The sequence below is a fragment of the Sunxiuqinia sp. genome (assembly GCF_055140945.1).
The window spans coordinates 21,952-45,875 of the sequence record NZ_JBSQYS010000016.1 but is presented as its reverse complement, the minus strand read 5'-3'; the positions used below and the strand labels follow the sequence as shown (position 1 = coordinate 45,875).

Genomic DNA, 23,924 nt, shown 5'->3' with positions numbered 1-23,924 from the left:
CGCGAACCCGCTGAACTTGCATAAGAGTAGCGGGTTTTTTTACGCCTAAAAAAACAAGAATCTATTTCTTATCCGCAATAACTCCTTTATCAAATTCAAATTCCTTGAATGATTGATTCAGGATGGCTTGAATAGCCCGGGCAAGTGTTTGTTCAGCCTGGTAAAATGGAAGGACAACAGAGATCGGCAGCTTGTTCATCAAACGAAACATTAAACACGGCGGGTTAATTCGCGAAATACGCTTTCCAATCCTGCTTGCTTTTCATTCATCGTCAGAATGACCAGACCATTGTCTACGGCGAATTGAAAAATGGCTGGCCGTAAGTCGCGGTCATCCAAAGCTGTCAGCAGCAGTGCTTTTTCCGATAGTACCTCAATCGTTTCAGCACCGGCCAGCTTTTGCCAGGCTACTTTTTGTATTGGAGTTGAGAGCTCAACCAGTACCTGTTGTTTGGAGATCAACTGCCCGGACCGAACCTGATCAACCGTACCATCAGTCACAATTTTTCCACGATTAATGATAATCACCCGGTTGCAGATAGCCTCCACTTCTTGCATAATGTGAGACGAAAAAAGTACGGTTTTCTCCCTGCTGATTTGCCGGATTAGCGAGCGGATTTCATCCAACTGGTTCGGATCAAGCCCGGTTGTCGGCTCGTCTAAAATCAATACCGAAGGATCATGAATCAACGCTTGTGCCAGCCCTACCCGCTGACGATATCCCTTTGAAAGTGCACCAATTTTTTTGTGCTGCTCCAAACCCAGCCCTGTCATTTCGATGGCCTCAGCAATCTTTTGCTTTTTGTTTGAAAGTTTGTAAAATCCGGCGGCAAAACTCAACGATTCCCTGACATACAAGTCGGCATATAACGGATTATTCTCGGGTAAATAACCAATCTGATTACGCAGCTGATAATTTTCCGGTGTCATGGCTTCACCATTCAAGATCACCTGCCCTTCGTCAGGCGCCAAAAATCCCGTTATAATCTTCATCAGGGTCGACTTTCCTGCACCATTCGGACCCAAAAAACCAACCAATTCACCGTCATTAAATCCAAAACTCACATTATCAAGTGCTTTCTGACTTCCATAGGTCTTCGTAACTGTTTCAACTTGTACCGGCATACAAAATAAAGTTTGATCAAAAGTAAGTGATTTCAACCAAACCAAAAAGCTGATAAAACGGCTAAAAATTAAGCTTCCCGTAATGAATAAGTCATTCTTGTTAGCTTTCTTTGCAATCCTGAAAAAGAATCAAGAAAAAAGAAAAAGCTCGAGTTGTGTAAGAATCACACAAATACCACCCATATAGAGAGATTTGTATTCGCTGTGCGTGGAATTTAAGCTTTGAGATTTTTTATTTCTTAACTTTAAATTAACTTTGTGGCGCTCAAACTAGAGGTGGTAATGAAAGATCGGAATTTTAATTATATCAAAGACTTAACGAAGTATCAACGTCAGGTAACCAGCCCTGTTCAAATCGGTAATGTCCCGATGGGAAGTGAATATCCTATACGTGTGCAATCGATGACCGACACAGATTCTCGGGATACAGATGCCACCGTTGATCAAATTATACGGATTATTAAAGAAGGTGCAGACTACGTTCGCGTAACTGTAAAAGGCATTAACGACGCTGAAAACCTGAAAAATATTAAGAAGGAGTTAGTTGCCAGAGGCTTCGAAACTCCCCTGATTGCTGATATCCACTTTAATCCCCGTTTAGCTGAAGTTGCCGCACGATTTGTATCGAAAATCCGAATTAATCCGGGTAACTTTTACGATAAGCGCGCCCGATTCGAGCATCACTTATACACCGATGCCGAATACAAAGAAGAATTACGCAAGATTGAAGACCAATTTATTCCCTTCCTCGGCATCCTGAAAAAAACCAATACGGCATTGCGAATCGGTGCAAACCAAGGATCGCTGTCAGATCGGATTATGAGCCGTTTTGGAGATACTCCTGCCGGAATCTCAGAATCGGTGATGGAGTTTTTACGCATTTGCAAGAAAGTAAACTTCAACGATGTTGTTATCTCCATCAAATCGAGCAATACCCGAATGATGGTGTATACCGTTCGTCTGCTCAACAAAAAAATGCGTCTCGAAGAGATGAAATTTCCCCTCCACCTGGGGGTAACTGAGGCTGGTGAAGGAGAAGACGGAAGAATCCGATCAGCTGTTGGAATTGGTGCTCTGCTAGTTGATGGCATTGGTGATACCATTCGTGTTTCGCTAACTGAATCGCCTGAAAAGGAGATTCCGGTTGCTCAAAAAATTATTGGACATGTTCAAACCTATAAAGGACATGAGCCCATCAAAGCCCCACTTTTTGCTCAAACCAATCCATTTGAATACGAACGTCGATCTGTTCGTCCGGTGATGAATATGGGAGGCAAGCAAGTGCCGGTTGTTGTTGCCGATTTACGTGACAGGAGCATCTCAGAGATTCTTCCATTGCGCGGCAAGCAGATCCCGGAGTACTTTTTGAAAAATGATGAGGTACTTGATCTGGAAGGTAATTCTTATCCCATACTTTCAGTTGAAGAATATTTGTTTGGTGGTTCGCATTGGGGACAGATGAAATTCATCCGCACCAACAAGCCCGAGTTTGATCGTTTTATGAGCGAAAATCCGGAGATTATTACCAAGCTTAAGCAGACCCGCAAAACAGTTCTGATTCTTGAAAGCTTCAATAAAAACCCACTGTCTGAATTACGAGCCTTTTTTATGAGTTTAGAAACCCATATTTGGAAAGTTCCTGTAATTATCTACCGCAAATACAAGGAAAAAAGGCTGGATGATCTGCAGATCAAATCGGCAGTTGATTTGGGTGGCTTATTGCTGGACGGCTATGGTGATGGAATTTGTATTACCAACGAAGGCGACAACATCACCTTTACCGATCTGAAAGATTTGAGCTTCTCCCTTTTGCAGGCTAGCCGGATGAGGGTAACTAAAACGGAATTCATTTCTTGCCCGGGTTGTGGCAGAACCTTATTCAACTTGCACGAAACGACTAAAAATATCAAGGAGCACTTTAAGCATCTCAGCCACCTTAAAATTGGAGTCATGGGCTGTGTGGTAAATGGTCCGGGCGAAATGGGTGATGCCGACTACGGTTTTGTAGGAGCCGGTCCCGGCAAGGTAAACTTATATAAAGGTCAAACCCTCAAAAAGCGTCACATTCCTTTCGAAAACGCCGTTTACGAACTGGAAACCCTCATCAAAGAGAATGGCGACTGGAACGAGCCGGAAGATAATTAATCAGTAGCAAAAATTTTGTGTAAGCTTTTTTCGGAAGTTAGGTGAACAGCATGCATCCCTACTTTTTGAGCCCCTTCCACATTATCTTTGGAATCGTCGATAAAAAGCGTTTCCCGTGGACTCAAGCCGGCATTATTCAAAACAATTTGAAACGATTCCAAGCTTGGCTTTCGCTTTTGAATGACATGGGAGTAAAAGTCCTTTTCAAACAATTCGGTAATCGAATACCCAAATTTTTGCTGAAACAGGTGATGAAAATACTGTAAATGAATGTTGTTGGTATTGGAGAATAGGTACAATTGATAATCCGCCTGCAGTTCCTTCAACAACGCAATCCGGTCAACCGGAAAATCGATCAGCATTGCACACCAGGCCGTGTCAATATCATGATCGGTAACCTCTTGAGGCAATAACTTACGCACGCCATCGCGAAATTCATCATCGGTCAGCAATCCTTCTTCCATGTTCAGAAAGACCTCATGTTTGTACCCCCAACCACCGGGTTTTATGACATCGGTCAACCCCAGCGCTTTAAACGCTTCAATAGAGCGATCGGGGTCAATATCCAGTAAAACACCACCTAAATCGAAAATAATATTTTGTACTCCTTCCGGAACTTGCTTCATGTTATTCAATTTTCTATTTCAATCATACCTTGTCACAAATCTATTCAATGTATTTCTTGTAACAGAAAATTGGAAGCTAAGTTTAACGATTTATTGAAGCAAAATGCGCCGGGTGTGCTGTCCGTTTATTTTTAACAGGTAAACTCCGGGAGTCAGCTGCCCCAGATGCAGCTGATAGCTTTTATCGCTAACATCACTTTTTGACAGGATCAAATTCCCTTGCAATGAATAAAGCTGGATTTCATGAATCAATGAAGTAGAAGTGATCGTGACAAACTCGCTAGCAGGAACAGGAAAAACCTTGAACTCGGTGTCCGATACCAGCTCTTCGATTGCGGTATTGACCGGAACTTGCATGCGCATATTTTTTAGTTGAAAGGCTCCGCCTCCACTTCTCCCCAAAATACCATAATTGAAGTACACACGTATTTGTGCCACCCGATCAATTCGAAAGGAACCATCAGCACTTGCTGTAAACAGATGGTTATATGCATGAAAAGAGCCATCCAACTCAAACGAATCAATTTTAAACAGGTCCGAAAGTTTGACACTCCCATTCATATCAACTAAATCAATTCGCATGTTGGAAGGTGGATTTATTGGATCAACTTTCAGGTCGAAAGCGAATTGGTTAATTTCAGACAAGTCGAACAAGCCATCAAAATCATAATAAACAGAGGGATTCTGAGATGGTTTGCTTATCTGAAATGCAACAGCCAGATTTCCATCCTCTTCCGACAAGCCTACTGTATTGTCAGAGCCAGGAGTTGCTCCCCAAAGCAACTCCTGGTCATCATTCAGAATTGAAATTTCCAACTGCTCCGCGTCTGGTTTAACCAAGTAGTTTACATGAAAGATATCGGAAACAACCGTATCACAACTCGTAAAAACTTCCACCTGAATATCACCAGGCGAATCGTTCCACCGTACTGAAGCAGAATTTGTACCCTCTCCACTAATTACCGTTACTCCCTCCGGAAAATGCCATTTGTATTGAGCTCCCTGAACAGCGTCAATAGAATAAGTTGGCTCGTCACCCGCTGCATTGATTGTTGGTCCCTGAACAACAGGCTGAGCCATCTTATCGTTGTAAACCCGAACGTAGTCAACCTCCATCACGGCTTCAGTCAGATTTGGATCAATACCCTGTGCTCCTCCCCAGTCGCCACCAATGGCGATATTTAACAACAAATGAAAACGTTTATCGAAAGGCCATTCTTTATAGGTTTTATCCTCATTATTGAAGGTAAAATACAGCTGATCATCAACATACCATTTCATGTCTTCAGCTGTCCATTCAATAGCATAAACATGAAAAACAGACATGGCATCGTCAACCGTAATGCGTCCCCCTTTTTGTGTGCCAATGCCGTGATTATAGGCCTCGGTATGGATGGTTCCATGCACCACCCCGGGATCGTATCCGACGTGCTCCATGATGTCTATTTCGCCACTGGCAGGCCAGCCACCATATTCCCAATCAGTTGGTAACATCCAAACAGCCGGCCAGGTACCTCTCCCGGAAGGAAGTTTTGCTTTCACTTCAATGCGTCCGTACAACCAATCGCCTTTATCCCGTGTCACCAATCTTGCCGAAGTCCAACTGCCGCTTGACTTCGTGGCTTTAATGTGCAAATGGCCATTTTCAATCCATGAATTTGTACGGTTGTTCGTATAAGTTTGTAATTCATTATTTCCCCAGCCACCGCCGCCTGTGTCGTAATTCCATTTAGCTGTAGATGGAGCTCCGTCGGTATCGAACTCGTCACTCCAAACCAGGCTCTCACAGCTCGAATCCTGTGCCCGAACACTGATCAAACTTCCAACCAACAAGACCGCACCTATTAATAGAATTTTTTTCATTCTTGCTCTTTTACATTGAGAAAGGAACTAAACGAATTTATGTTTATATTTTTTGATATACCCGAACGTAATCCACTTCCATTGATCGAGGGAATATGGAATAATCAATTCCTTTGGTTCCTCCCCAATTACCTCCAACTGCCACATTCAATAGCAAGTGAAACGGTTTGTCGAACGGCCACTCTTTGTAGCCTGTTCCTTCATTTTCAAAAGTGAATACGTGCTTTCCGTCAACAAAAACCCGATATTGGTCTGGCTCCCACTCCAGCTGGTACAAATGGTATTGGTCGTAACAGGTCGGCACAACAATTGTATCTCCACGCTGGGTATTGATTTTGTGATTGTAAGCCTGAGTATGCGCAGTGGCCAAAATCGTATCAGGCATGTACCCCACATTTTCCATGATATCGATCTCCCCGCTGGCCGGCCAACCTCCGTATTCCTTGTCAGTAGGCAACATCCAAATGGCGGGCCACAAACCACGCCCTTCGGGAAGCTTTGCGCAAACCTCAACTTTTCCATACAGCCAATCACCTTTACCTTTTGTTATTAACCTTGCAGACGTAAACTTATGATCCTTGTAATTTTCTTTGATTGCGGTAATAACCAGCTTGCCGTCTTTTACCTCTGAATTCGCCATGCGACGGCTGGTATAATACTGTTCTTCATTATTACCCCAACCCCATTCATTTCCTTTGGTATCATAGCTCCACTTCGATGAATCAGGCAGCCCTTTGTAATCAAACTCATCTGCCCACACCAGTTTATAACCATCTTGACTATTTTCATCCTTTTTCTCTTTCTCTGAATTACACGCTATTCCGAGTACCAGAATAAACAAAACAGAAACCAGGGTCAATTCATTTAATTTCATGTGTTTATAATTGTTTTCTTTTCAATGCATCGTATGCAAATCGCATGACAATCATGCTCGTTCCATACTGACAATTGTTAAGACTAGTTCATTACTATAAATTTTTTGCTCGTGTACTTTTTATCTCCTTCAACTAGCAAAAAATAGATTCCTCCCGGCAGTCCATTTATATCGAGAACTGTTTGATTGGTTCGCTGCGATTTCTCCGTTTTTAATACCTCACCTAATAAGTTACAAATCAGCAATTGATAGTCAGCCTTTGGAGTTGCATCAAAATCGACGTATAGCTTATTTATTGCTGGATTTGGGTAGACCCGGTATCCATCATCCTTTCTTTTTATGTCTGAGGTTGCTGTACTAAAATCAAACTCGAACCAGTTGAGATTATGCTCTCCCTGCTTAACCAACATGCGGATAAAATAATACCCTTCATCAAGATGAACACTGGTCGACTGACTTTCCCATTTTTGCCATCCTCCGGTGGCCGAAAACCTTATCGTATCGAGGGAAGTGAAACTTTCTCCATCCCCTATCTGAAGTATCATTTCAGCATCAGACTTTTCAGTTGCTACCCGATAATCTATTTTGTAATTACCGGCTTTGGTTACATGTACCTCATAATCCAAGTACTTATCAGCAGCTGCATAAGCAGTATTTTGACCACCTCCAATATCATTGCAGTCCTCAAGTGCAAATCCGTTGTTGTGATAAAAATCCTCCGCCTGTATTTTACCTGGAATTACATGGGTAACAGGAAGCCTGTTTTGAACCACAAGTTCTGAAAACTCAGTCAGGTTTTGTGTGCCTGATTTTACGGACGTACCACTGTAGGATATTGTAACTTCGTTGTCTGAATATACTTTTGTGTCATGCGTTAAAATAAGCACATTGGATAAAGTCAAATCTTTGCTGACTGACTCCAAGCTAATCGGGGTTTCATCAATCATCAACTCAAAATCGCTCGAAGTCAACTCATCATCGCTATTCGTAATATCCTTGTTTAAAGCGATGTAAACTTCAAATCCATCTTCAGAGGTACGGGCAGACGAAGCTTTAAAATCAACCTCTTTAGCCGATTTTGGATCGTTAAATTTAAAATAGTTTAGATTAGAGCTCCCTCCATCAATGACACATTTGATCCTGATATTACCTCCCGGAATGACGATATTCTCAAAAGTAGCAGTTTCCCATTTTTGCCATCCGCCTGTTGCCGGCAAATCCAGCTCTCCGGAAACATTAGCTCCATTCATTTCGAAGTGCATCTTTGATCCGCTTCCACCTGAAGCATGGCGGATAGAGAGTGTATAAATCGCGGTGGAATCGGCGCTGAGCGAATATTGCATCCACTCACCTTTCTCTGTCCACCCAACACTATAACCATTTGTAATATCTTCCGCACCCTGGATGGTTTCAATATCCACACCATCGTTTCGCAATCCCCATCCGTTGTTCCATGCATTCCATTCTCCTCCGTAATTCGCCACAACGTTGTCCGAATAAGCTATTCCATTTTTTCCTAAATCGAAATCACTAAAGAAAATGGGCTCAGACAATTGATGTTGTTTGAACGGAATCACCGCATCGGTATGTGGCTGTCTCATCATGGCATCAATCACGTCGTACTGCACAGTGCAGTTTTCTATTTTATGATTTTCGGCCCACTGCATCACCGCATTATAAGCTTCGGTTTCAGTTGGTGCCGTTGTGATTTCGCCCTTCCAATATTCTACTAAATCTTCATATCCCTTATTTATAGGGACATTCAATACATTATTAATTCCGTTCTTTTTTACCGGCCACCACGACCAACCAATATTATTTGTTTCACATGTTGTAATAAATTCAGTGAACCAGGTATTTGAGTTCTCCCCGGACTCACCCATCCAAATCGGTACATTGTGCTCCTCTCTGATGGTTAAAACCCAGTCCAGATCAGCGGTTGACGTGCCGCTCCAATACTTATGAAAGCTATAGGCCATGTTATCATCCCATGGTGGGGTCAAGCCGGAGAAATCGTTTGCCCAGCTATTTCCTTCAATAAATAGAATATGGTTGGTGTCCACCTCTCTAATGGCATCAGTAATGCGACCGAAAAGCTCACGCATTTGCGAATTATTACCCTCAGGAAATGTCCAGTTGGTTTCATTAATCAAGTCATATCCACCGATCCATGGCTCACTGCTATACCTTTCAGCTAATTTTTGCCACAAGGCCACTGTTTTATCTTTATTAGCCTGACTTTCCCAAAGTGATGGTTTGGAGGGATCATAATCCGAGATGTCGGCATTTGAGCCTTGTCCTCCGGGTGCTCCGTGCATGTCAAGGATCAGGTACATTTGATTTGCCTCGCACCAATCCAACAGGTTATCAATCATTTTGAACCCTTTAACCAGCCAGGTATTTACACCAGGAGTTAATTCGTCTTCAATTGGTGGGGTAAACCATTTATAGTGCATAGCAACCCGAACGCTATTAAAGCCCCATGCTTTCATGGAATCGACATCAGTTTTTGTAAAATGATTGGCGAGCCAGGTATCATAAAAAATATTGGTTTTTTCGGTTCCGATCGTTTCTTCTAGTTTAGCTCTAATTTCATGTTGAGTTCCGGCAAAACCATCCGTCTTCATCATATAGCCTTCCATCAACATCCAGTTCCCGGTTCCAATCCCTTTCAAGATAAAATTCTCACCATCGCCGTCAACGATGTTTTTGCCATCCACATGTAAGTATTGAGCAGAAGCCCAGTTTGAAATAACGAATAAAAGGATGGTAATTTTAACGGTTAACCTCATCGCGGATTTTTTTGGTTTATCTTCTATGATCAGGCTTTTGTTTGATACCTGACCATAGAAGATTTTAAGTTTAGTTGATATCTGTTAGTTGATTGAAAATTCATCATGCAATCCTTCTTTTGAGTTGGTTCCCACCCAAATATCAAAATCGCCGGGCTCAATTACATAGTCGGTTCCATTATAGAATTCGAGATCTTTAGCGTGCAAAGTCAACGTTACCTGCTTCGTTTCCCCGGCCTTCAGGCTCACTTTTTGATAGCCTTTTAGTTGTTTTACCGGACGTGTCAGGCTACCAAAACGATCATGAATGTATAATTGCACCACCTCGGATCCCTCATATTTCCCTGTATTTTTCAGATTTACAGAAACTTGAATCGAGCCATCTACTCCCATTGTTTTAGATGATAACTTCAGATCAGAATAGTCAAATGTTGTATAGCTTAAACCGTATCCGAATGGGAAAAGTGGCTCAAATCCTGCATCCAGGTAATGAGATGTATTTCCCAGCGAAGTTTGCCCTGCCTCAACCGGAATCTCGTCAATATGCGTCCAATTGCTATAATCAGCCGGTCGACCTGTATTTTTATGGTTGTAGTAAATAGGAATTTGCCCTACCGTTTTTGGGAAAGTGACAGGCAATTTTCCAGACGGAATTGTTTCTCCAAAAATCATTTCAGCCAGTGCCGGTCCACCCATGGTTCCTGGAGCCCATGCATACAAGACAGCATCAGCTTCAACCATGGCATCCTCAATCGTTAATTGTCTTCCGGCCATAATAACCAACACAATCGGTTTTCCGGTTTCTGCCATTGCATCCAGCAGCTGCGATTGTGCACCACGGAAGTTTAAATCGGCCAAGCTGTGTGCTTCACCAGATAGAATGGACTCTTCACCTAAAAACAACAGCACAACATCTGATTTTTCAGCGGCTTGAATGGCTGCTGCAAATCCGTCTGTGTTTTTTGTGCGGCTGGTTACCAATCCTTCAGCAAAATTGACTTTCTCAGCTCCCAGCAGTTCTGTTAAGGCAGCATAAGGAGTTTCAGTATCTTCTTTTTTACCATCGAATACCCAAGTTCCCATTTGATCGTGTGGAGCATCGGCCAAGGGACCAATTACAGCCACCGAATTAATATCTTTGGATAGGGGTAGAATTTCATTTTTATTTTGAAGCAATACAAAACTTTCGCTTGCTGCTTCTTTCGCAATCTCTTTATGTTTTTCTGAAAGGATCGTTTTTTCTGCTAGTGTCTCATCAGTATAAGGGTGATCAAATAGTCCCAAACGGAATTTGACACGCAAGATATTACCAACATACTTGTCAATGGTTGCCATCTCAATCTTGCCTTCATCCAGTAGTTCCTGAACATTATCCAAATAGCATCGACTAACCATTTCCATATCAACACCAGCTCGAAGGGCTTTATAGCCGGCTTCTTTGGTGTCTTTTGCATATCCGTGAGCAATCATCTCGGCGATCGACGCCCAATCGCTCACCACCATACCATCAAACCCCCACTCTTCGCGTAAGATCGTTTTAAGTGTGAACTCGTTACCACTAACGGGAACACCGTTTAAATCGTTAAAGCCTGACATAAACGTGGCAACACCAGCATCAGTTGCTGCTTTAAACGGGGGTAAGTAGTCATTCCTCAGTTGATTTTCGGGAATGTAAGTGGTGTTGTAATCGCGGCCGCCTTCCGCTGCACCGTAACCAACATAGTGTTTTGCACAAGCTGCAATGGTTTTCGGATCGCTTAAATCGTCACCTTGAAAACCCTGCACCATTGCTTTTGCCATTACCGAAGAGAGATAGGTGTCTTCGCCACAACTTTCGGCAATACGGCCCCAGCGGGGATCGCGAGACACATCAATCATAGGTGCAAACGTCCAATGGATTCCTTCAGCTGCTGCTTCTTCTGCAGCCACAGCCATTGTTCTGGTTGTCAGCTCAGCATTCCAGCTGGCTGCCATTCCCAAAGGAATCGGTGTAATCGTCCGATAGCCGTGAATCACATCGCGACCAATGATAATCGGAATTCCCAAACGGCTTTCTTCAACAGCAATCCGTTGTAGTTCATTAATTCGTTTGGCACCAACCAGGTTTAAAATAGAGCCAACTTTTCCATCTTTAATAGCTTGCTTGGTTTGCTCGTCATCTCCAAATTGTCCTGGATCAAACTGAGCCATTTGTCCCAGTTTTTCATCCAGTGTCATTTTTGAAATGAGTTCCTCTATCTTCTTCTCTGTTTGTTCATCCTTCACCGGAGAAACCGTTGCAACAGCCTCGGTTGAAATTAATAATCCGATTATTAAAAATAGAAATGTTGTTTTCATGTTTTAAGGGGGTAAGAAACCTAACCTGCCCCGGATTAGGGCAGGTCAGTTTTCAATTTAAAATCAAAGTTTAACTAATTAATTTTCGCCGACTTAATTCCCTCTACGTGAGGACCAGCCAATTCATCGAAATAGAATTCGTGTGTGCCTTCTCCGTTACCAGGATTCAGCATGATCCGAACGATATCATAATAATCGTGGTTATAGCGATTGTCAGTCGTAACATCACTAGCCATCAATGGAGCTAATCCCGCATCCCATGATAGATCAGCAGTTCCCGCTCCAGAAAAATCATAGTCAGCTAGTTCCCAGGTATTGTCATTCTGAATGGTGTAAGTGAGCTCCACACCTGTTTGCCAGGCATTTCCACCCATATCCGTATTTTCCAATTTCAACAGTACCACATCACCCGCATTTCCATAAACCATGATTCTGAAGGTTGAGATTGATCTCAAATCAAAACGGTATCCTGCCGGAAGTTGCATATTTGCGTTTGCCCACTGATTATCGGTTTTCGAGTAAAAAGCAACGTTTGTACTTCTATTCGGATAAATGCGACTTGGGTTATCGGATTTTGCGACAAAACAGTCTTCACCAACGATTGGTGCTAGCTGCACTTCGCTAAAGTCGTTATACATCACCATTTCGTCCAATAAGAATGGAACGTAATCCGGGTGATTGGCATCAACAGTAACGGATTCAAAAAGATTCAAGTCTCCAATTGATGTGCTTACTAGCGCGCTGATCATGTAAGTTCCGGCACGCATGTATGTATGCGAAACCACATCGGTATTACTGTCAGCAACAACTGTCTCTCCATCTCCAAAGTCGAAAATCACTCCATTAATCGCTTGCCCTGCTGGGATATCCATATTAGTCAATGAAGCCTCATAGGTATTAACTTCAGTTGCAGAAACATCAGTCACCAAAAGTTCAGCTGTTACAGAAGGTTTCACATAGCCTTTTGGAATTAGTTGATAATGCCAAGCGTTACCTTCAACACGGTCAATGGCAACTAGCTCTAACAAGTTTTCTTCGATTTTCAAAACCTCGTATGAACCATTGACAGCTCCTACATCAAAACAGGGAAACATGGGAGTAGGTCCAGAAAGTGCCAAATACCACTTGCCATCTCTTTCCTCTAAAAACCAACTACCGGGTTGCGGACTATAGTCAACTACAAAATCAGAATCATCTTCATATCCATTACTGTAAGCTGGATCATCTGCTACAAAACCCTTCACGTAGCTTTGTCCGTGATTAGTCAATGTTGCACCAAATCCATTCACCTGAAAGTTAATTTCATCATCGTACAAAACACCAACAGCTTGCTTTGCCAATGGATCAGCATTCCACCATTCCAAACCATTGGAACCGGCTGGTCCAACCCCAAGGTGTCCCTTGGCTAAACTATCCAACACCCAGGTTTTTCCATCCAGGTCATCAGCCCCGCCACTCAGGAAAATAAATTCTTCGCTGGTAAAAATAGAGTAGTCAGTTTCTTCCTGAACAATCTGAGCAACTACTTTCTGAGTAGATGCTCCCGTATTAGTTGTAATGGTCAGGGTCACATCGTAGGTACCAGGAAGCGGATAATAAGCTTCAACCTCATTCCCTTCAGCGACACTACCGTTTCCCAGGTCCCATTTTACCAGATGAATACCAGAAACTTCAGTATTGTTAACCATATTGAAATGGTACGCATCACTTCCCTGGCTGACATTTGCCATTACCTCCTCTTCTGAAGGAGGATAACTTTCTCTGGCATCGCCCGAGTCAAATTCTTGCGGTTCGCAAGCGGTAAATAGCATCGCTAACATAGACATTAGCAAGCTAATTTTAAATATATTTTTCATCGTTTTTTCAATTTTAGCGATTAATAACCATCATTTTGAACTAGCTTGAATTCCCCTTCCGTTTTGTCGATTTCTGACTGAGGAATCGGCAGGTACTTTTTATTAGCATCCCACGTACGGTTTGAAGAATATTCAGGAAGGTTTTCCGTTAAGGTACTGCCTTCACCCCAGCGAACGAGGTCCCAGAAGCGCATGCCTTCACCAATAAACTCACGACGCCTTTCAAGCTTAACTAATTCTGCAGTTGGTGCTACCGGATCTAAGCCAGCACGGTCTCTGATTTCGTTGATAGCTACTTCGGCTGTCAACTGTCCCACAGGAGCCACGCCATGAATGACGATTAATTCAGCAGCATTCAGCAAGACCTCAGCATAACGGAAGATCCGCAGGTTGTTTTCGTAGTTCAGGTCAACATCACCCGGTGGCTCATTATAGCCTTTGCGAGCAGCATATTTGCCCATAAAATAACCAGTATTCTGAAAACGTGGCGTATAGGTTCCATCAGCAAAATGATTGATTGAAGTAGCCAGTCGCTCATCTCCATCTTCAAAAATATCGACTAACTCAGAACGTACGGGTCCGAAACCCCAGCCACCTTGGAAAACAGACAAGCCACTTAATTGGTCAGTTCCACTCAATCCGTTTGGTGAGATAAAAGCAGGCAGGTTGGTTCCAAAACCAGTCCAACCATCTGACCATGTTTTACCGCCATATTCACCCGGAAGATGATTTGCTTCCAAAATAGATCCGGCACCAAACTCACCTTCTCTGGTCCAAATAGATGCGAAGTTAGCCAAGCTATATTCGCCACTTTCATAAATTGCATTCATGTCGGCCAATACTTCAGCGTACTTTGACTCGTCGTTTTGATACATCACTACGCGGGCTTTCAGCAGCATAGCAGCAGCTTTAGTTGCCCGTCCTTCTTTAGCACCGGACGCATTCATTGGCAGCTTGTCACCTTCCAATGCAAAATCGACATCGGCTATAATTTCAGCGTAAATTTCATCAGCCGTATATTGACGTGCAAAATAAGGTTCAGCCAAATCTTCTTCGAAATAAGGAATATTACCCCAGAATTTCCACAACCAATGCACGTAATAGGCACGCAGGAAATGAGCTTCTGCATTGTATTGAGCCAGCCGATCTTCATCAACGCCTACTGCATTTTCGCATGCCGAAATAGCATTATTACAACGAGCCAGCGCGTTATAGTAAATCGTCCAAAGGCCTTCGGGCAATTCGTCCGGAGTAGCATCCAACTGAGACAAGCGGTACAATTGCCCTTGATCACCAGCGTCACCACCACCTTTGAAAATATCATCTGAGCGAAGGTCAGACATCAAAACGACACTATTGTAGTTATTGTTTGCATAACTATCGAACAGTAGAACCTGGTAGCAGGAACCTAAGTTTGATAAGATAGCTCCTTCAGTTGCTGTCCCTCCTGACGCCTGAGAATCAGTCGGATAATTTGTAAGGAAGTCATCCGTACACGATGTAAATCCTAATATCGCAATAAAGACTATTGCTTTAATATATTTATTCATAACTTCTTCTGTTTTTATTGATTAAAAAGTAATATTAGCTCCAATGTTAATTGTTCTTGATTGAGGATAGATTCCCCGGTCAATACCAATTGTTGTATAGCCGCCAGATGCAACTTCAGGATCGAAACCATCGTAATCAGTTATCGTCAAAAGGTTCTCCGCCGAAACAAATACGCGCAGGCGTGAGATCGATGCTTTTTGCAATAATGCCTTTGGCAAAGAATAACCGAGTTGAATATTTTTCAAGCGTGCATAAGAACCATCTTTGATATATAAATCAGATGATCTCCAGTTCCGGTTATTGTTTAAATTGGTTATGCGAGGAATTGAATTTGATGTTCCTTCGCCAGTCCAGCGATCCAGAATCCAGCTTGGACGGTTCATTGCGGGGATATCACCACGCTGCGAGAAGTCAAAGATGTCGTTTCCTAAAGATCCTTGCCAAAACATATTGAAGTCAAACTGCTTCCATTCAGCACCCACTGTAAAACCATAGGTCCAGTCGGGCATTCCTTTACCAATTTTCGTTTTATCATCATCTGTAATACTTTCATCACCATTAAAATCAACAAAACGAACATCTCCAGGCTTGGCATTTTCGCCATACAAACTGTTGTAAGCATCTGCTTCTGCTTGATTCTGAAGCAGGCCATCGGTTTCATAACCATAGAAATAAGGAAATACTTCGCCATTCATCCCTTTCACATAACTTCCAACACCCGACGCCCCAGCGGATTCGTAAATCGCTTCACCGGAGTCATTCCCCATATTGATCAGTTTGTTTTTCAGGTAAGTAGCATTAGCTGAGATATTGTAGCTAAAGTCTCCTGCACTCCCTCTGTAACCGAATTCAAACTCTAATCCGCTGTTTTCCATATCTCCAGCATTAGCAATAGGAGCACCTTTTCCAACATAACCAGGAATTGGCTGATCAATTAACATCCCATTAGTTGTCTTCTTGAAATAATCAAAACCAAAGGATAATGCACTGTTCAGGAACCGGGTATCGAAACCAATATCAATTTGTTCTGATTCTTCCCATTTCACATCGGCGTTTGCCAATTTTGAAGGACTGCTACCGTACTGCATGTACATATCGTCATCCGTTCCAAAGTAGTAGTTCTGATTACCAGCCATCAAACTCGTGTAGGCGAAGTTACCAATCCGGTTATTCCCGTTGGTTCCCCAGCTCGCTCTAATCTTCATGTAATTAAACCAGTCTGGTACGTTTTCCATAAATGCCTCGTTGAGTACGTTCCAACCCACAGAGAATGAAGGGAAAATAGCCCATTTGTTGTTGGGTCCGAATGAGGAAGAACCATCACGGCGAATAGTAGCCTGCAAAATGTACTTTTCATCAAAGTTATAATCTAAACGACCAAAGTAAGACGCCAGCGTTTCGTTGGAGAAACCTCCGGTTCCGCCAGCTACGCGTCCTTCGGTAGGAGGAGCAATGGCATAATCAATGTTAGCTTTCCTCGGATCGCTTTCCAACAAATCGTAGTCATCACCATATAAGTGACGAACTGTATATTCCTGAGCCGACTGCCCTAGCAGTACCGTAAAATTGTGTTTCTCATTAATTGTCTTGGCATAGGTCAGCGTATTTTCAAGCTGCCAGGCAAAACCACGATGCATGTTTGAGTAGACATGGCTTTGCGTCAGGTCTTTTCCCTGTGTTGCCAAAAAGTGCTCAAATTCGTAACCATCTGCTCCCCAGAAAGCCAGATCAACTCCGTAGCTTGATTTGAGTTTCAAGCCCTCAACCACGTTGATTTCTCCCCAAAAGGAAGAGACGAATTTATCTTCGTTATTTTGACCTCCGGTAGGTGCATTCAACATAGCCACCGGGTTGGCAATTTCCTGAAACCCTGCTGGCGGAATCGAAAATACATTTCCGTTTTCATCGGTCACCGCGTTGGGGTGAGCAGCCAAAACAGCATCCGGGTCTTGAGCATAAACCGGAACAAGCGGATTGAAAGTGAGAGCACTTCCTAAAATAGAACCATACTCTGAGTTGGTTTCAATACCGCTAGATAAAACACGCGAGTAACCTGCGTTCACCCCTACTTTTACGTTATTCAGGAAAGAGCGGTCAGCCTCAAAAACATTGTACGTTGTATTCGAGCGAATACTGTAACGCTCATAGTTTGAACGATTATAATCACCTCCTACAATACCTTCTTGGTTAAGATACCCAAAAGATAAAAAGTAGGTCACATCGTCACTACCACCGTTGATGCTGATTTGGTGCGATTGTACCGGAGCATCGTAGTTAAAAGTCTCATCCTGCCAATCGGTTCCAGCTCCGGCATTGGCAATTTGGTCAGCAGAATAACGAGGCGCTTTATTGTCATTCAACTCCCCTTCGTTCATAATCATCATGTACTCTTTCGCATTCAGCACTGATTTCTTTTTCCAGGGATTTTGCATTCCATAAGAAAAGTCGTAATTAATAGACGCTTTGCCAGATTTACCCTTTTTTGTTGTTACTAAAATAACTCCGTTGGCAGCTCTTGCTCCATACACGGCTGCAGAAGCAGCATCTTTCAGCACTTCAACAGATTCAATATCAGATGGATTTAAGTAGCTAATACCACCACCAACAGCCATTCCGTCGACAATATAAAGAGGTTCACTATTGTTAATGGTACCAATACCACGAATTCTGACTTTCGAGTCAGAGCCCGGTTGACCGGAACTTTGTGTGATTTGGACTCCGGAAACACGTCCTTTCATAACATCTTCAATCCGAGTTGGGGTTGAATTTTCCATCTCCTCAGAAGACACGCTGCTAATTGCAGCCGTTACAACACTTTTCTTTTGTACTCCATAACCAACCACAACGACCTCGTCAAGGTCCGTATAGTCTTCAGATAACACAACATTAATACTAGACCGTCCATCTACGGCCACCGTTTGGCCTTTCATACCAATGTATGAAAACACCAAGGTTGCAGAGGCTGGAACCTCAAGCGTATAATTACCATCAAAATCGGTAATTGTACCCGTGGTTGTTCCTTGGATAACAACAGACACACCCGGCAGGGGTTGTCCATCTTCTTTCGCAGTTACATTACCCGTAACGGATACTTCCTGGGCAAATAAACTCAAGCTAAAGAAAGAACAGAATAAAATAAATAAGATTCGTTTCATGCGTTAAGTTTTAAGTAGCAAATAATCTTTTTTACAAATTAATTTTGACTCAAATATGTACTTTACAAGCAGGACAGTAAAACTATTGCGTACTTCAATAATACTACATAAGGATATCTCAGACTACTACAAAAATACTACAATAAAACACTTAACATCTGTACAACAGACAATTAAAAAAGAACAAGTATTGTTTTTTGATACATCACACAGCAATGTGTTATACAACAGGATAGTTAAATATTGGAAATAAACGTTCCTAAATTAGTTTCCCGATCCAAATCTAGCTTTTTCCGTAAACGATAACGGCTGATCTCTATTCCACGAGTTGATATATTTTGAAGAGCTGCAATTTCCTTGGTGGGAATATTCATTTTAATGTAAGCACACAGTTTCTGCTCTCGTGGAGTTAAGGAAGGATATGTTTCACTAAGACGCTTAAAAAAGTCTTCGTGCACCTCATCAAAATACGTTTCAAAAAGCTCTTTTTGCTTTTTATCATCGAATTCTTTATCGATACGACTAATGATTAAGCTAACTTTCGACTTCATGGCACTATCTGTTGCTTGATTTTGCAAACCTTTCAGTTCCTTTTTCAACCGAGCCATGAATTTATTTTTCTGAACAAGGCTCATCGTTTGATTAGCCAATTCCTTATCCAGATGTATCATTTTCCCACGCAACTTCTCATTACGAAGCTTCACAATTTCACGCTCAGATATCAATGCTTCACGCTGATATTGCTGGAGCTGCTTCCGATGTTCCTGTAGGCTTTTTAAGCGTTCTCTTCGTTTGGAAATCTTAACCCGATAATACATGTACCAAATTGTTAGCCCAATCAGACTAAGCCCAAACAAGGTATACAACGTAAATGCAACGATTGACCGATACCACGGTGGCTTAATGTAAAATGAAAAGCTGGCGGTTTCGGTTTCCAACTGAAAAGGATCCATTGCCTTCACTTTAAAAACATAGTCTCCCTCGCGTAAATTCATAAACTCACAACTCGACTCTTCTGACCACTCTGACCACTCGCTACTATAGTTTTCAAGAAAATAACTAAACTCTGTATTGTTAAAGCTGTTGTAATCGGGACAAGAATATGTAAATTCCAGATTATTGCCTTTATATTGAAATACCAGCGAATCCTCAGGAATACCGGGTGACATCAGGGAAGGATTAAACGTTCTACCATTATGCAAATTGGTAACATCCCGAATAAATACATTAAATTTTTCTTCTTGATTTGCCTGGTAATTTGGACTATAATGTGCCAAACCATCAACAAGCGTAATGAACGTATTCTGACGATCAACAATCTCAATGTGCTGAAAACCTGAAATTATATGTCCTGACAACTTTTCAAAGGGACCAATCACTTTATTATAAGTACCATCTTCCTGAAACCTTAAAACACCAGGGACATTTCCTCCCACAAACCAGATATTTCCAAACTGATCTTCCTTAATGTAATCGATGTCTTTCTGCTCTTCAAAAATGCTGTTGTAATATTCCGATCGTTCAAATCGATTTAGAGCCGCATCGTACTCATAAATACCATTAGGTGAGGTAAAAACAATATCATCACCAACTGTCATCAAGTTCAGATAAATATTTGAAGGAAATCCATCATTTGAATTAAAAAAGTCGTAATAAATAACACTGTCTAACCGCTGACTCAGTCGAATGCGAAACACGCCTTTAAATCCGTGACTCATCCAGATATCACCAGTTTTGTCCTGCGCAATTAATTTGGATGATTCTGAAAACCCTTTAATTTGATTAACAAGTTCCCACGATTGACGATCATTGTCTTTTTTGAAAAGAGTCAGCCCATTGTAATTTCCACCAACTAAATAATCATCCTGATCCTTCAGCTCGAGGAATGTCCAGGCCCCATTCACATTCGACACTAATTTTGCTTCTTCTCCCTCAATAACGTAAGTCCCATTATTGTGTCCACATAAAATCACTTCCTGATGAACTTCCAGACACCAAACCTGTCCCACTGTATTTGGTATTAACCTAAACCCCTCTGGATTTAGATCCACTTCCTCCGGCCAATCTTTTACAAAAAGACCGTGGTTTGTTCCAACATATAGCTTTCCCTTATAAACTAAGGTTGTGTATGTTGCCCCAAGCCCTTCCTCATCATACATAAAAGTAAAAGGCGAACTAACATCAACATAGTCAATCCCATTATCAAGCCCCAGCCAAAGATTGTTATCCTGATCGGTACCAACACTGAGGATTGTATTATTCTGGAGACCTTTTTTCTTATTGATATGTTGGATTATCGTTCCGGTTTCGTCTGTAATCAACAATCCATTTTGAATGGTTCCAAATGCGTAGTACGCCTCCATAAACCGGGTAGCCGAAAAAACTTGATTAGCCATTAAGAACTGATTAGCAGGCCCTGTCCAAGGCTTAAGTTTCGCACCATCATAAGTAAAAACACCATGATTTGCAGTCCCAATCAAAAGGCGGTTATTAAAAATGGGCAAGATTGTCCAAACTTCTTTATCTTTCAACAATTCAAGTCCGGGGAGATCAAAAAAATGTCCTTGCCGATATTCCCTTATTCCTTCAAGCTCATCCTGAACCCATAATTGACCGTTGACGTAAAACGAAAATCGAAGTCGATTTGGCAATTCAACCATTGACATCTGTTCATTCCGATAGATAAAAAGATAAGTATAGGATTGAAATACAACTCCAAAACTAGTGAGGTGAATGCGCCATACTTCTTCAAAATTACGGGCTTCAGCTGGCACTAGCTCCAATAAGGAATGGTATCGAAGCTTTCCATCAACACCAGGCTCCATATAACCAAAATCGTTTTGCTGCCCCAAATAAATGCGTCCATTTTCGTCAATAGCAAGTGACCGAACAATGGATTGATTCGGCAAATCATACAATTGCCAGTGATTGCCATCGAACTCCAACAAGCCATCGTTATTGGCAAAATAGATAAAATCGTTTTTCCCTCTTTCTACTTGCCAATTTTGTGTTCCTCCCTCGTAGGTTTGTTTTGTGAAATTTCGAATATCAGGAACCCCAATATCTTTTAATTGGCCGTAAGAAAATACGCTCATGAAAAGCGATACCGCAAGAAAAAAGTATTTAAACTGAGCTAAGCGCATAAAACAAATATAGTAAAAACGATTTTTTTGCCATTGGTAATGTTTTATAACCTAATAGACTACTATTTTTACCAAAATTTTGAACTGATAACTATGAAAACCGGGATAATTGGCGCAATGCGTGAGGAGATCCTCCTCTTAAAAAAAGACATTAAAGACTTAAAATCGGAGCAATTCGGGTCGAGAGAATTTTATTCAGGCACTATTCATGACAAAGAAGTGGTGATGTGCCTGTCGGGTTGGGGAAAGGTTGCCGCTGCTACCACTGCCACAACACTTATAAACCACTACAAAGTGGATCAATTGGTTTTTATTGGCTTGGCAGGCTCCATTCAAGCTCATCTGAATATTGGAGATATTGTAATCGCCAATCAACTAATCCAACACGATGTTGACTTGACCAGGCTTGATGGATTCCCTAATGTTCAATCTCCCTTTTGGAAAGAGTTTAGCTTTAAAGTGATGTCTGATTCCGAAAAGAAAGCCTCTGAGGCTGTTGAGAAATTCCTTCTCAATTTGAAAAAAGGAGACTATCCCTCCATTAGCTCCACCTACAATCCAACCGTTTATGTAGGTGCTATTGGTACCGGCGACCAGTTTATTGCATCGAAAGATGGTAAAATGAAGATTAGCGAACGCTTTCCGCAGATTTTATGTACAGAGATGGAAGGAGCCGCAATCGCACAGGTTGGAGCAGATTACAAAATTCCGTGCACCGTAATTCGCGTGATATCAGACAAAGCAGACGAAGAGGCACACGATTCGTTTACAAGTTTTCTCTTTGAAAATATTAGTCAGATTTCGGTTGAACTGGCCAAACTGGTGCTAAACTAGTCACCCATTGCCACAAACAGCACTTCAGCAGCAATAAGTATGAAAAGCTGACCGATTATCCATAAAAAAAAACTTGAGGAAAAAATATCGACAACATCATAAAATGGCACAGATGTTGTAATACTCATTTCAGCCACAAAAACAAGATATACCCCACATAGATGTGGGAACAATTAAACAATGAGATTTTTAGTTTAGAAAGACCAGAAAAAAACTCCTGAGTAACGTGCTCAGGAGTTTTTACTTTTTCAAGAAATATCTCGCCAATTAAATCTCCATCAGATTTGTTCTGACAAAATCAATTATACTGTTGGTAACTCCCAAGGACTTCGATAGCTTGGAACCAGATGTTGATTGGCCTCATCATCGTTGAGAAACTGGCTTTTTTCGCTATCCCAATACAATCGTCGTCCGGTTTTCAACGCGATATTTCCCAGATGAGCTACCCGGGCAGTATTCGCGGCAATATCAATGCTGCAATTCAAATCACGCCTGTTATCACGAACACCATCCAGAAAATTCTCCATGTGGTATTCAAGCCCTTTTCCTGTTCCTTTTTGGAGTTCAACACGCTCCATCAAATCTTGATCTTTTTTACGTTCAGGAATGACTTCCCATCCACTTCGATCGACCACTAACGTGCCATTATTTCCAACAAAACCAACACCATGTGTGCGGCCATAATAACCTCCATCAATCCCAATACCGTGATCCCACAACATGGTAAAGTCTTCAAATTCATAAATTGCCTGCAAGGTATCCGGTGTTTCTGCAGCATCTTCAGGATAGGCGAACTTGCCGCCCATTGCCATAACCGATTTCGGTGCTTTAACCTGCATACCAAAAAGACCATAGTCAATAATATGCACCCCCCAATCAGTCATCAATCCGCCGGCATAATCCCAAAACCAGCGGAAATCGAAATGAAAGCGATTAGGGTTGAACGGGCGTTCTTTTGCAGGTCCCAGCCAAAAATCATAGTCAACACCTTCGGGCGCTTCACGATCTGGCTTAACCGGAATAGACCCCATCCAGCCTTGATAGGACCAGGTTCTGACTGTCCTGATTTTGCCTAATTTCCCGGATCTCACAAAATCGACAGCATCGCGCCAATGGGGATCGCTTCGTTGCCACTGCCCAATCTGCACCACAGTGTTGTACTTGTTGGCGGCAGCTTCCATGATATTGATTTCTTCGATGGTGTTTCCCAACGGTTTCTCACAATAAATAGCTTTTCCTGCCTTGCAAGCTTCAACAAAAGGCAGGCAGTGCCAATGATCGGGTGTTCCTATAATAACGGCATCCACTTCCGGATCAGCAATTAGCTGGCGGTAATCCTCGTAGCCTTTTGGTTTTTTGCCCTGCAGCTTTTCAGTGTCTGATATGCGCGCATCCAACACCCGCTGATCGACATCGCAAATCGCGACACACTCCGTGTCCGGCTGTCCTAAAAAGGCTTTCAAATCGGCAAATCCCATTCCTTTGGCTCCAATCAGTCCGCAGCGAACAATTTTTGGAGCACAGGCCGTCATCGCCGCCGGCATTGAAGCGGCCAAACCGACTGCAGCAGTTGCCGCAGTGGTACTTTTAATAAAAGATCTTCTAGTTGTCATTTATACTTAA

The 23,924-nt window shown here is 42.2% G+C and carries 14 protein-coding genes; 2 read left to right on the top strand and 12 right to left on the bottom strand.

Going from position 1 to position 23,924, the window contains the following annotated elements; translation table 11 throughout:
* Positions 1-61: 61 nt before the first annotated feature.
* Positions 62-199, bottom strand: coding sequence for a hypothetical protein (locus tag ACTB00_RS09560; RefSeq protein WP_463299689.1), 138 nt, complete (start codon positions 197-199; stop codon positions 62-64).
* An 11-nt stretch (positions 200-210) separates the two neighbouring features.
* Positions 211-1,125: a gliding motility-associated ABC transporter ATP-binding subunit GldA gene (gldA, locus tag ACTB00_RS09555; protein WP_463299688.1), complete on the bottom strand. Its 915-nt coding sequence runs from the start codon at positions 1,123-1,125 to the stop codon at positions 211-213.
* A 282-nt stretch (positions 1,126-1,407) separates the two neighbouring features.
* Here gldA and ispG point away from each other — a divergent pair, with 282 nt between their 5' ends.
* The gene (ispG, locus tag ACTB00_RS09550; RefSeq protein ID WP_463299687.1) at positions 1,408-3,270 is read left to right on the top strand and encodes a (E)-4-hydroxy-3-methylbut-2-enyl-diphosphate synthase; all 1,863 of its coding nucleotides are present in this window, start codon (positions 1,408-1,410) and stop codon (positions 3,268-3,270) included.
* On the opposite strand, the gene ACTB00_RS09545 is transcribed toward ispG, so the two are convergent.
* The 9 genes from ACTB00_RS09545 to ACTB00_RS09505 all read right to left on the bottom strand — a co-directional run bounded on the left by ACTB00_RS09545 (position 3,267) and on the right by ACTB00_RS09505 (position 21,419).
* Complete coding sequence (locus ACTB00_RS09545) at positions 3,267-3,896, bottom strand: HAD family hydrolase (protein WP_463299686.1); 630 nt, start codon at positions 3,894-3,896, stop codon at positions 3,267-3,269. The two genes, ispG and ACTB00_RS09545, sit on opposite strands and share 4 nt — an antisense overlap.
* A 90-nt stretch (positions 3,897-3,986) precedes the next feature.
* Positions 3,987-5,759 carry a family 16 glycosylhydrolase gene (locus tag ACTB00_RS09540; protein WP_463299685.1) on the bottom strand — a complete coding sequence of 591 codons (1,773 nt, stop codon included), beginning with the start codon at positions 5,757-5,759 and terminating at the stop codon, positions 3,987-3,989.
* Between the two features lie 43 nt (positions 5,760-5,802).
* Positions 5,803-6,633 carry a glycoside hydrolase family 16 protein gene (locus ACTB00_RS09535; protein ID WP_463299684.1) on the bottom strand — a complete coding sequence of 277 codons (831 nt, stop codon included), beginning with the start codon at positions 6,631-6,633 and terminating at the stop codon, positions 5,803-5,805.
* An 83-nt stretch (positions 6,634-6,716) separates the two neighbouring features.
* Positions 6,717-9,425 (bottom strand): carbohydrate-binding protein, encoded by a 2,709-nt coding sequence (locus tag ACTB00_RS09530; protein WP_463299683.1) that lies wholly within the window; start codon positions 9,423-9,425, stop codon positions 6,717-6,719.
* 84 nt (positions 9,426-9,509) lie between these two features.
* A complete protein-coding gene (locus ACTB00_RS09525) occupies positions 9,510-11,762 on the bottom strand; it encodes a glycoside hydrolase family 3 N-terminal domain-containing protein (protein ID WP_463299682.1) in 2,253 nt (750 codons plus the stop codon).
* Positions 11,763-11,836: 74 nt separating this feature from the next.
* Positions 11,837-13,618 carry a PKD domain-containing protein gene (locus ACTB00_RS09520; protein ID WP_463299681.1) on the bottom strand — a complete coding sequence of 594 codons (1,782 nt, stop codon included), beginning with the start codon at positions 13,616-13,618 and terminating at the stop codon, positions 11,837-11,839.
* A gap of 20 nt (positions 13,619-13,638) precedes the next feature.
* Positions 13,639-15,168, bottom strand: coding sequence for a RagB/SusD family nutrient uptake outer membrane protein (locus ACTB00_RS09515; protein WP_463299680.1), 1,530 nt, complete (start codon positions 15,166-15,168; stop codon positions 13,639-13,641).
* 21 nt (positions 15,169-15,189) lie between these two features.
* Positions 15,190-18,324 (bottom strand): SusC/RagA family TonB-linked outer membrane protein, encoded by a 3,135-nt coding sequence (locus ACTB00_RS09510; RefSeq protein ID WP_463299679.1) that lies wholly within the window; start codon positions 18,322-18,324, stop codon positions 15,190-15,192.
* 236 nt (positions 18,325-18,560) lie between these two features.
* Complete coding sequence (locus ACTB00_RS09505) at positions 18,561-21,419, bottom strand: triple tyrosine motif-containing protein (protein ID WP_463299678.1); 2,859 nt, start codon at positions 21,417-21,419, stop codon at positions 18,561-18,563.
* Positions 21,420-21,560: 141 nt separating this feature from the next.
* Here ACTB00_RS09505 and ACTB00_RS09500 point away from each other — a divergent pair, with 141 nt between their 5' ends.
* Complete coding sequence (locus ACTB00_RS09500) at positions 21,561-22,301, top strand: 5'-methylthioadenosine/adenosylhomocysteine nucleosidase (RefSeq protein ID WP_463299677.1); 741 nt, start codon at positions 21,561-21,563, stop codon at positions 22,299-22,301.
* A gap of 302 nt (positions 22,302-22,603) precedes the next feature.
* Here the strand turns inward: ACTB00_RS09500 and ACTB00_RS09495 are convergent, their stop codons facing one another.
* A complete protein-coding gene (locus ACTB00_RS09495; protein WP_463299676.1) occupies positions 22,604-23,914 on the bottom strand; it encodes a Gfo/Idh/MocA family protein in 1,311 nt (436 codons plus the stop codon).
* Between the last annotated feature and the right edge of the window lie 10 nt (positions 23,915-23,924).

Bases quoted from the DNA above. Each gene is read 5' to 3' on its own strand.
- ACTB00_RS09560 (WP_463299689.1), bottom strand. From the start codon at position 199: ATGAACAAGCTGCCGATCTCTGTTGTCCTTCCATTTTACCAGGCTGAA.
- gldA (WP_463299688.1), bottom strand. From the start codon at position 1,125: ATGCCGGTACAAGTTGAAACAGTTACGAAGACCTATGGAAGTCAGAAA.
- ispG (WP_463299687.1), top strand. From the start codon at position 1,408: ATGAAAGATCGGAATTTTAATTATATCAAAGACTTAACGAAGTATCAA.
- ACTB00_RS09545 (WP_463299686.1), bottom strand. From the start codon at position 3,896: ATGAAGCAAGTTCCGGAAGGAGTACAAAATATTATTTTCGATTTAGGT.
- ACTB00_RS09540 (WP_463299685.1), bottom strand. From the start codon at position 5,759: ATGAAAAAAATTCTATTAATAGGTGCGGTCTTGTTGGTTGGAAGTTTG.
- ACTB00_RS09535 (WP_463299684.1), bottom strand. From the start codon at position 6,633: ATGAAATTAAATGAATTGACCCTGGTTTCTGTTTTGTTTATTCTGGTA.
- ACTB00_RS09530 (WP_463299683.1), bottom strand. From the start codon at position 9,425: ATGAGGTTAACCGTTAAAATTACCATCCTTTTATTCGTTATTTCAAAC.
- ACTB00_RS09525 (WP_463299682.1), bottom strand. From the start codon at position 11,762: ATGAAAACAACATTTCTATTTTTAATAATCGGATTATTAATTTCAACC.
- ACTB00_RS09520 (WP_463299681.1), bottom strand. From the start codon at position 13,618: ATGAAAAATATATTTAAAATTAGCTTGCTAATGTCTATGTTAGCGATG.
- ACTB00_RS09515 (WP_463299680.1), bottom strand. From the start codon at position 15,168: ATGAATAAATATATTAAAGCAATAGTCTTTATTGCGATATTAGGATTT.
- ACTB00_RS09510 (WP_463299679.1), bottom strand. From the start codon at position 18,324: ATGAAACGAATCTTATTTATTTTATTCTGTTCTTTCTTTAGCTTGAGT.
- ACTB00_RS09505 (WP_463299678.1), bottom strand. From the start codon at position 21,419: ATGAGCGTATTTTCTTACGGCCAATTAAAAGATATTGGGGTTCCTGAT.
- ACTB00_RS09500 (WP_463299677.1), top strand. From the start codon at position 21,561: ATGAAAACCGGGATAATTGGCGCAATGCGTGAGGAGATCCTCCTCTTA.
- ACTB00_RS09495 (WP_463299676.1), bottom strand. From the start codon at position 23,914: ATGACAACTAGAAGATCTTTTATTAAAAGTACCACTGCGGCAACTGCT.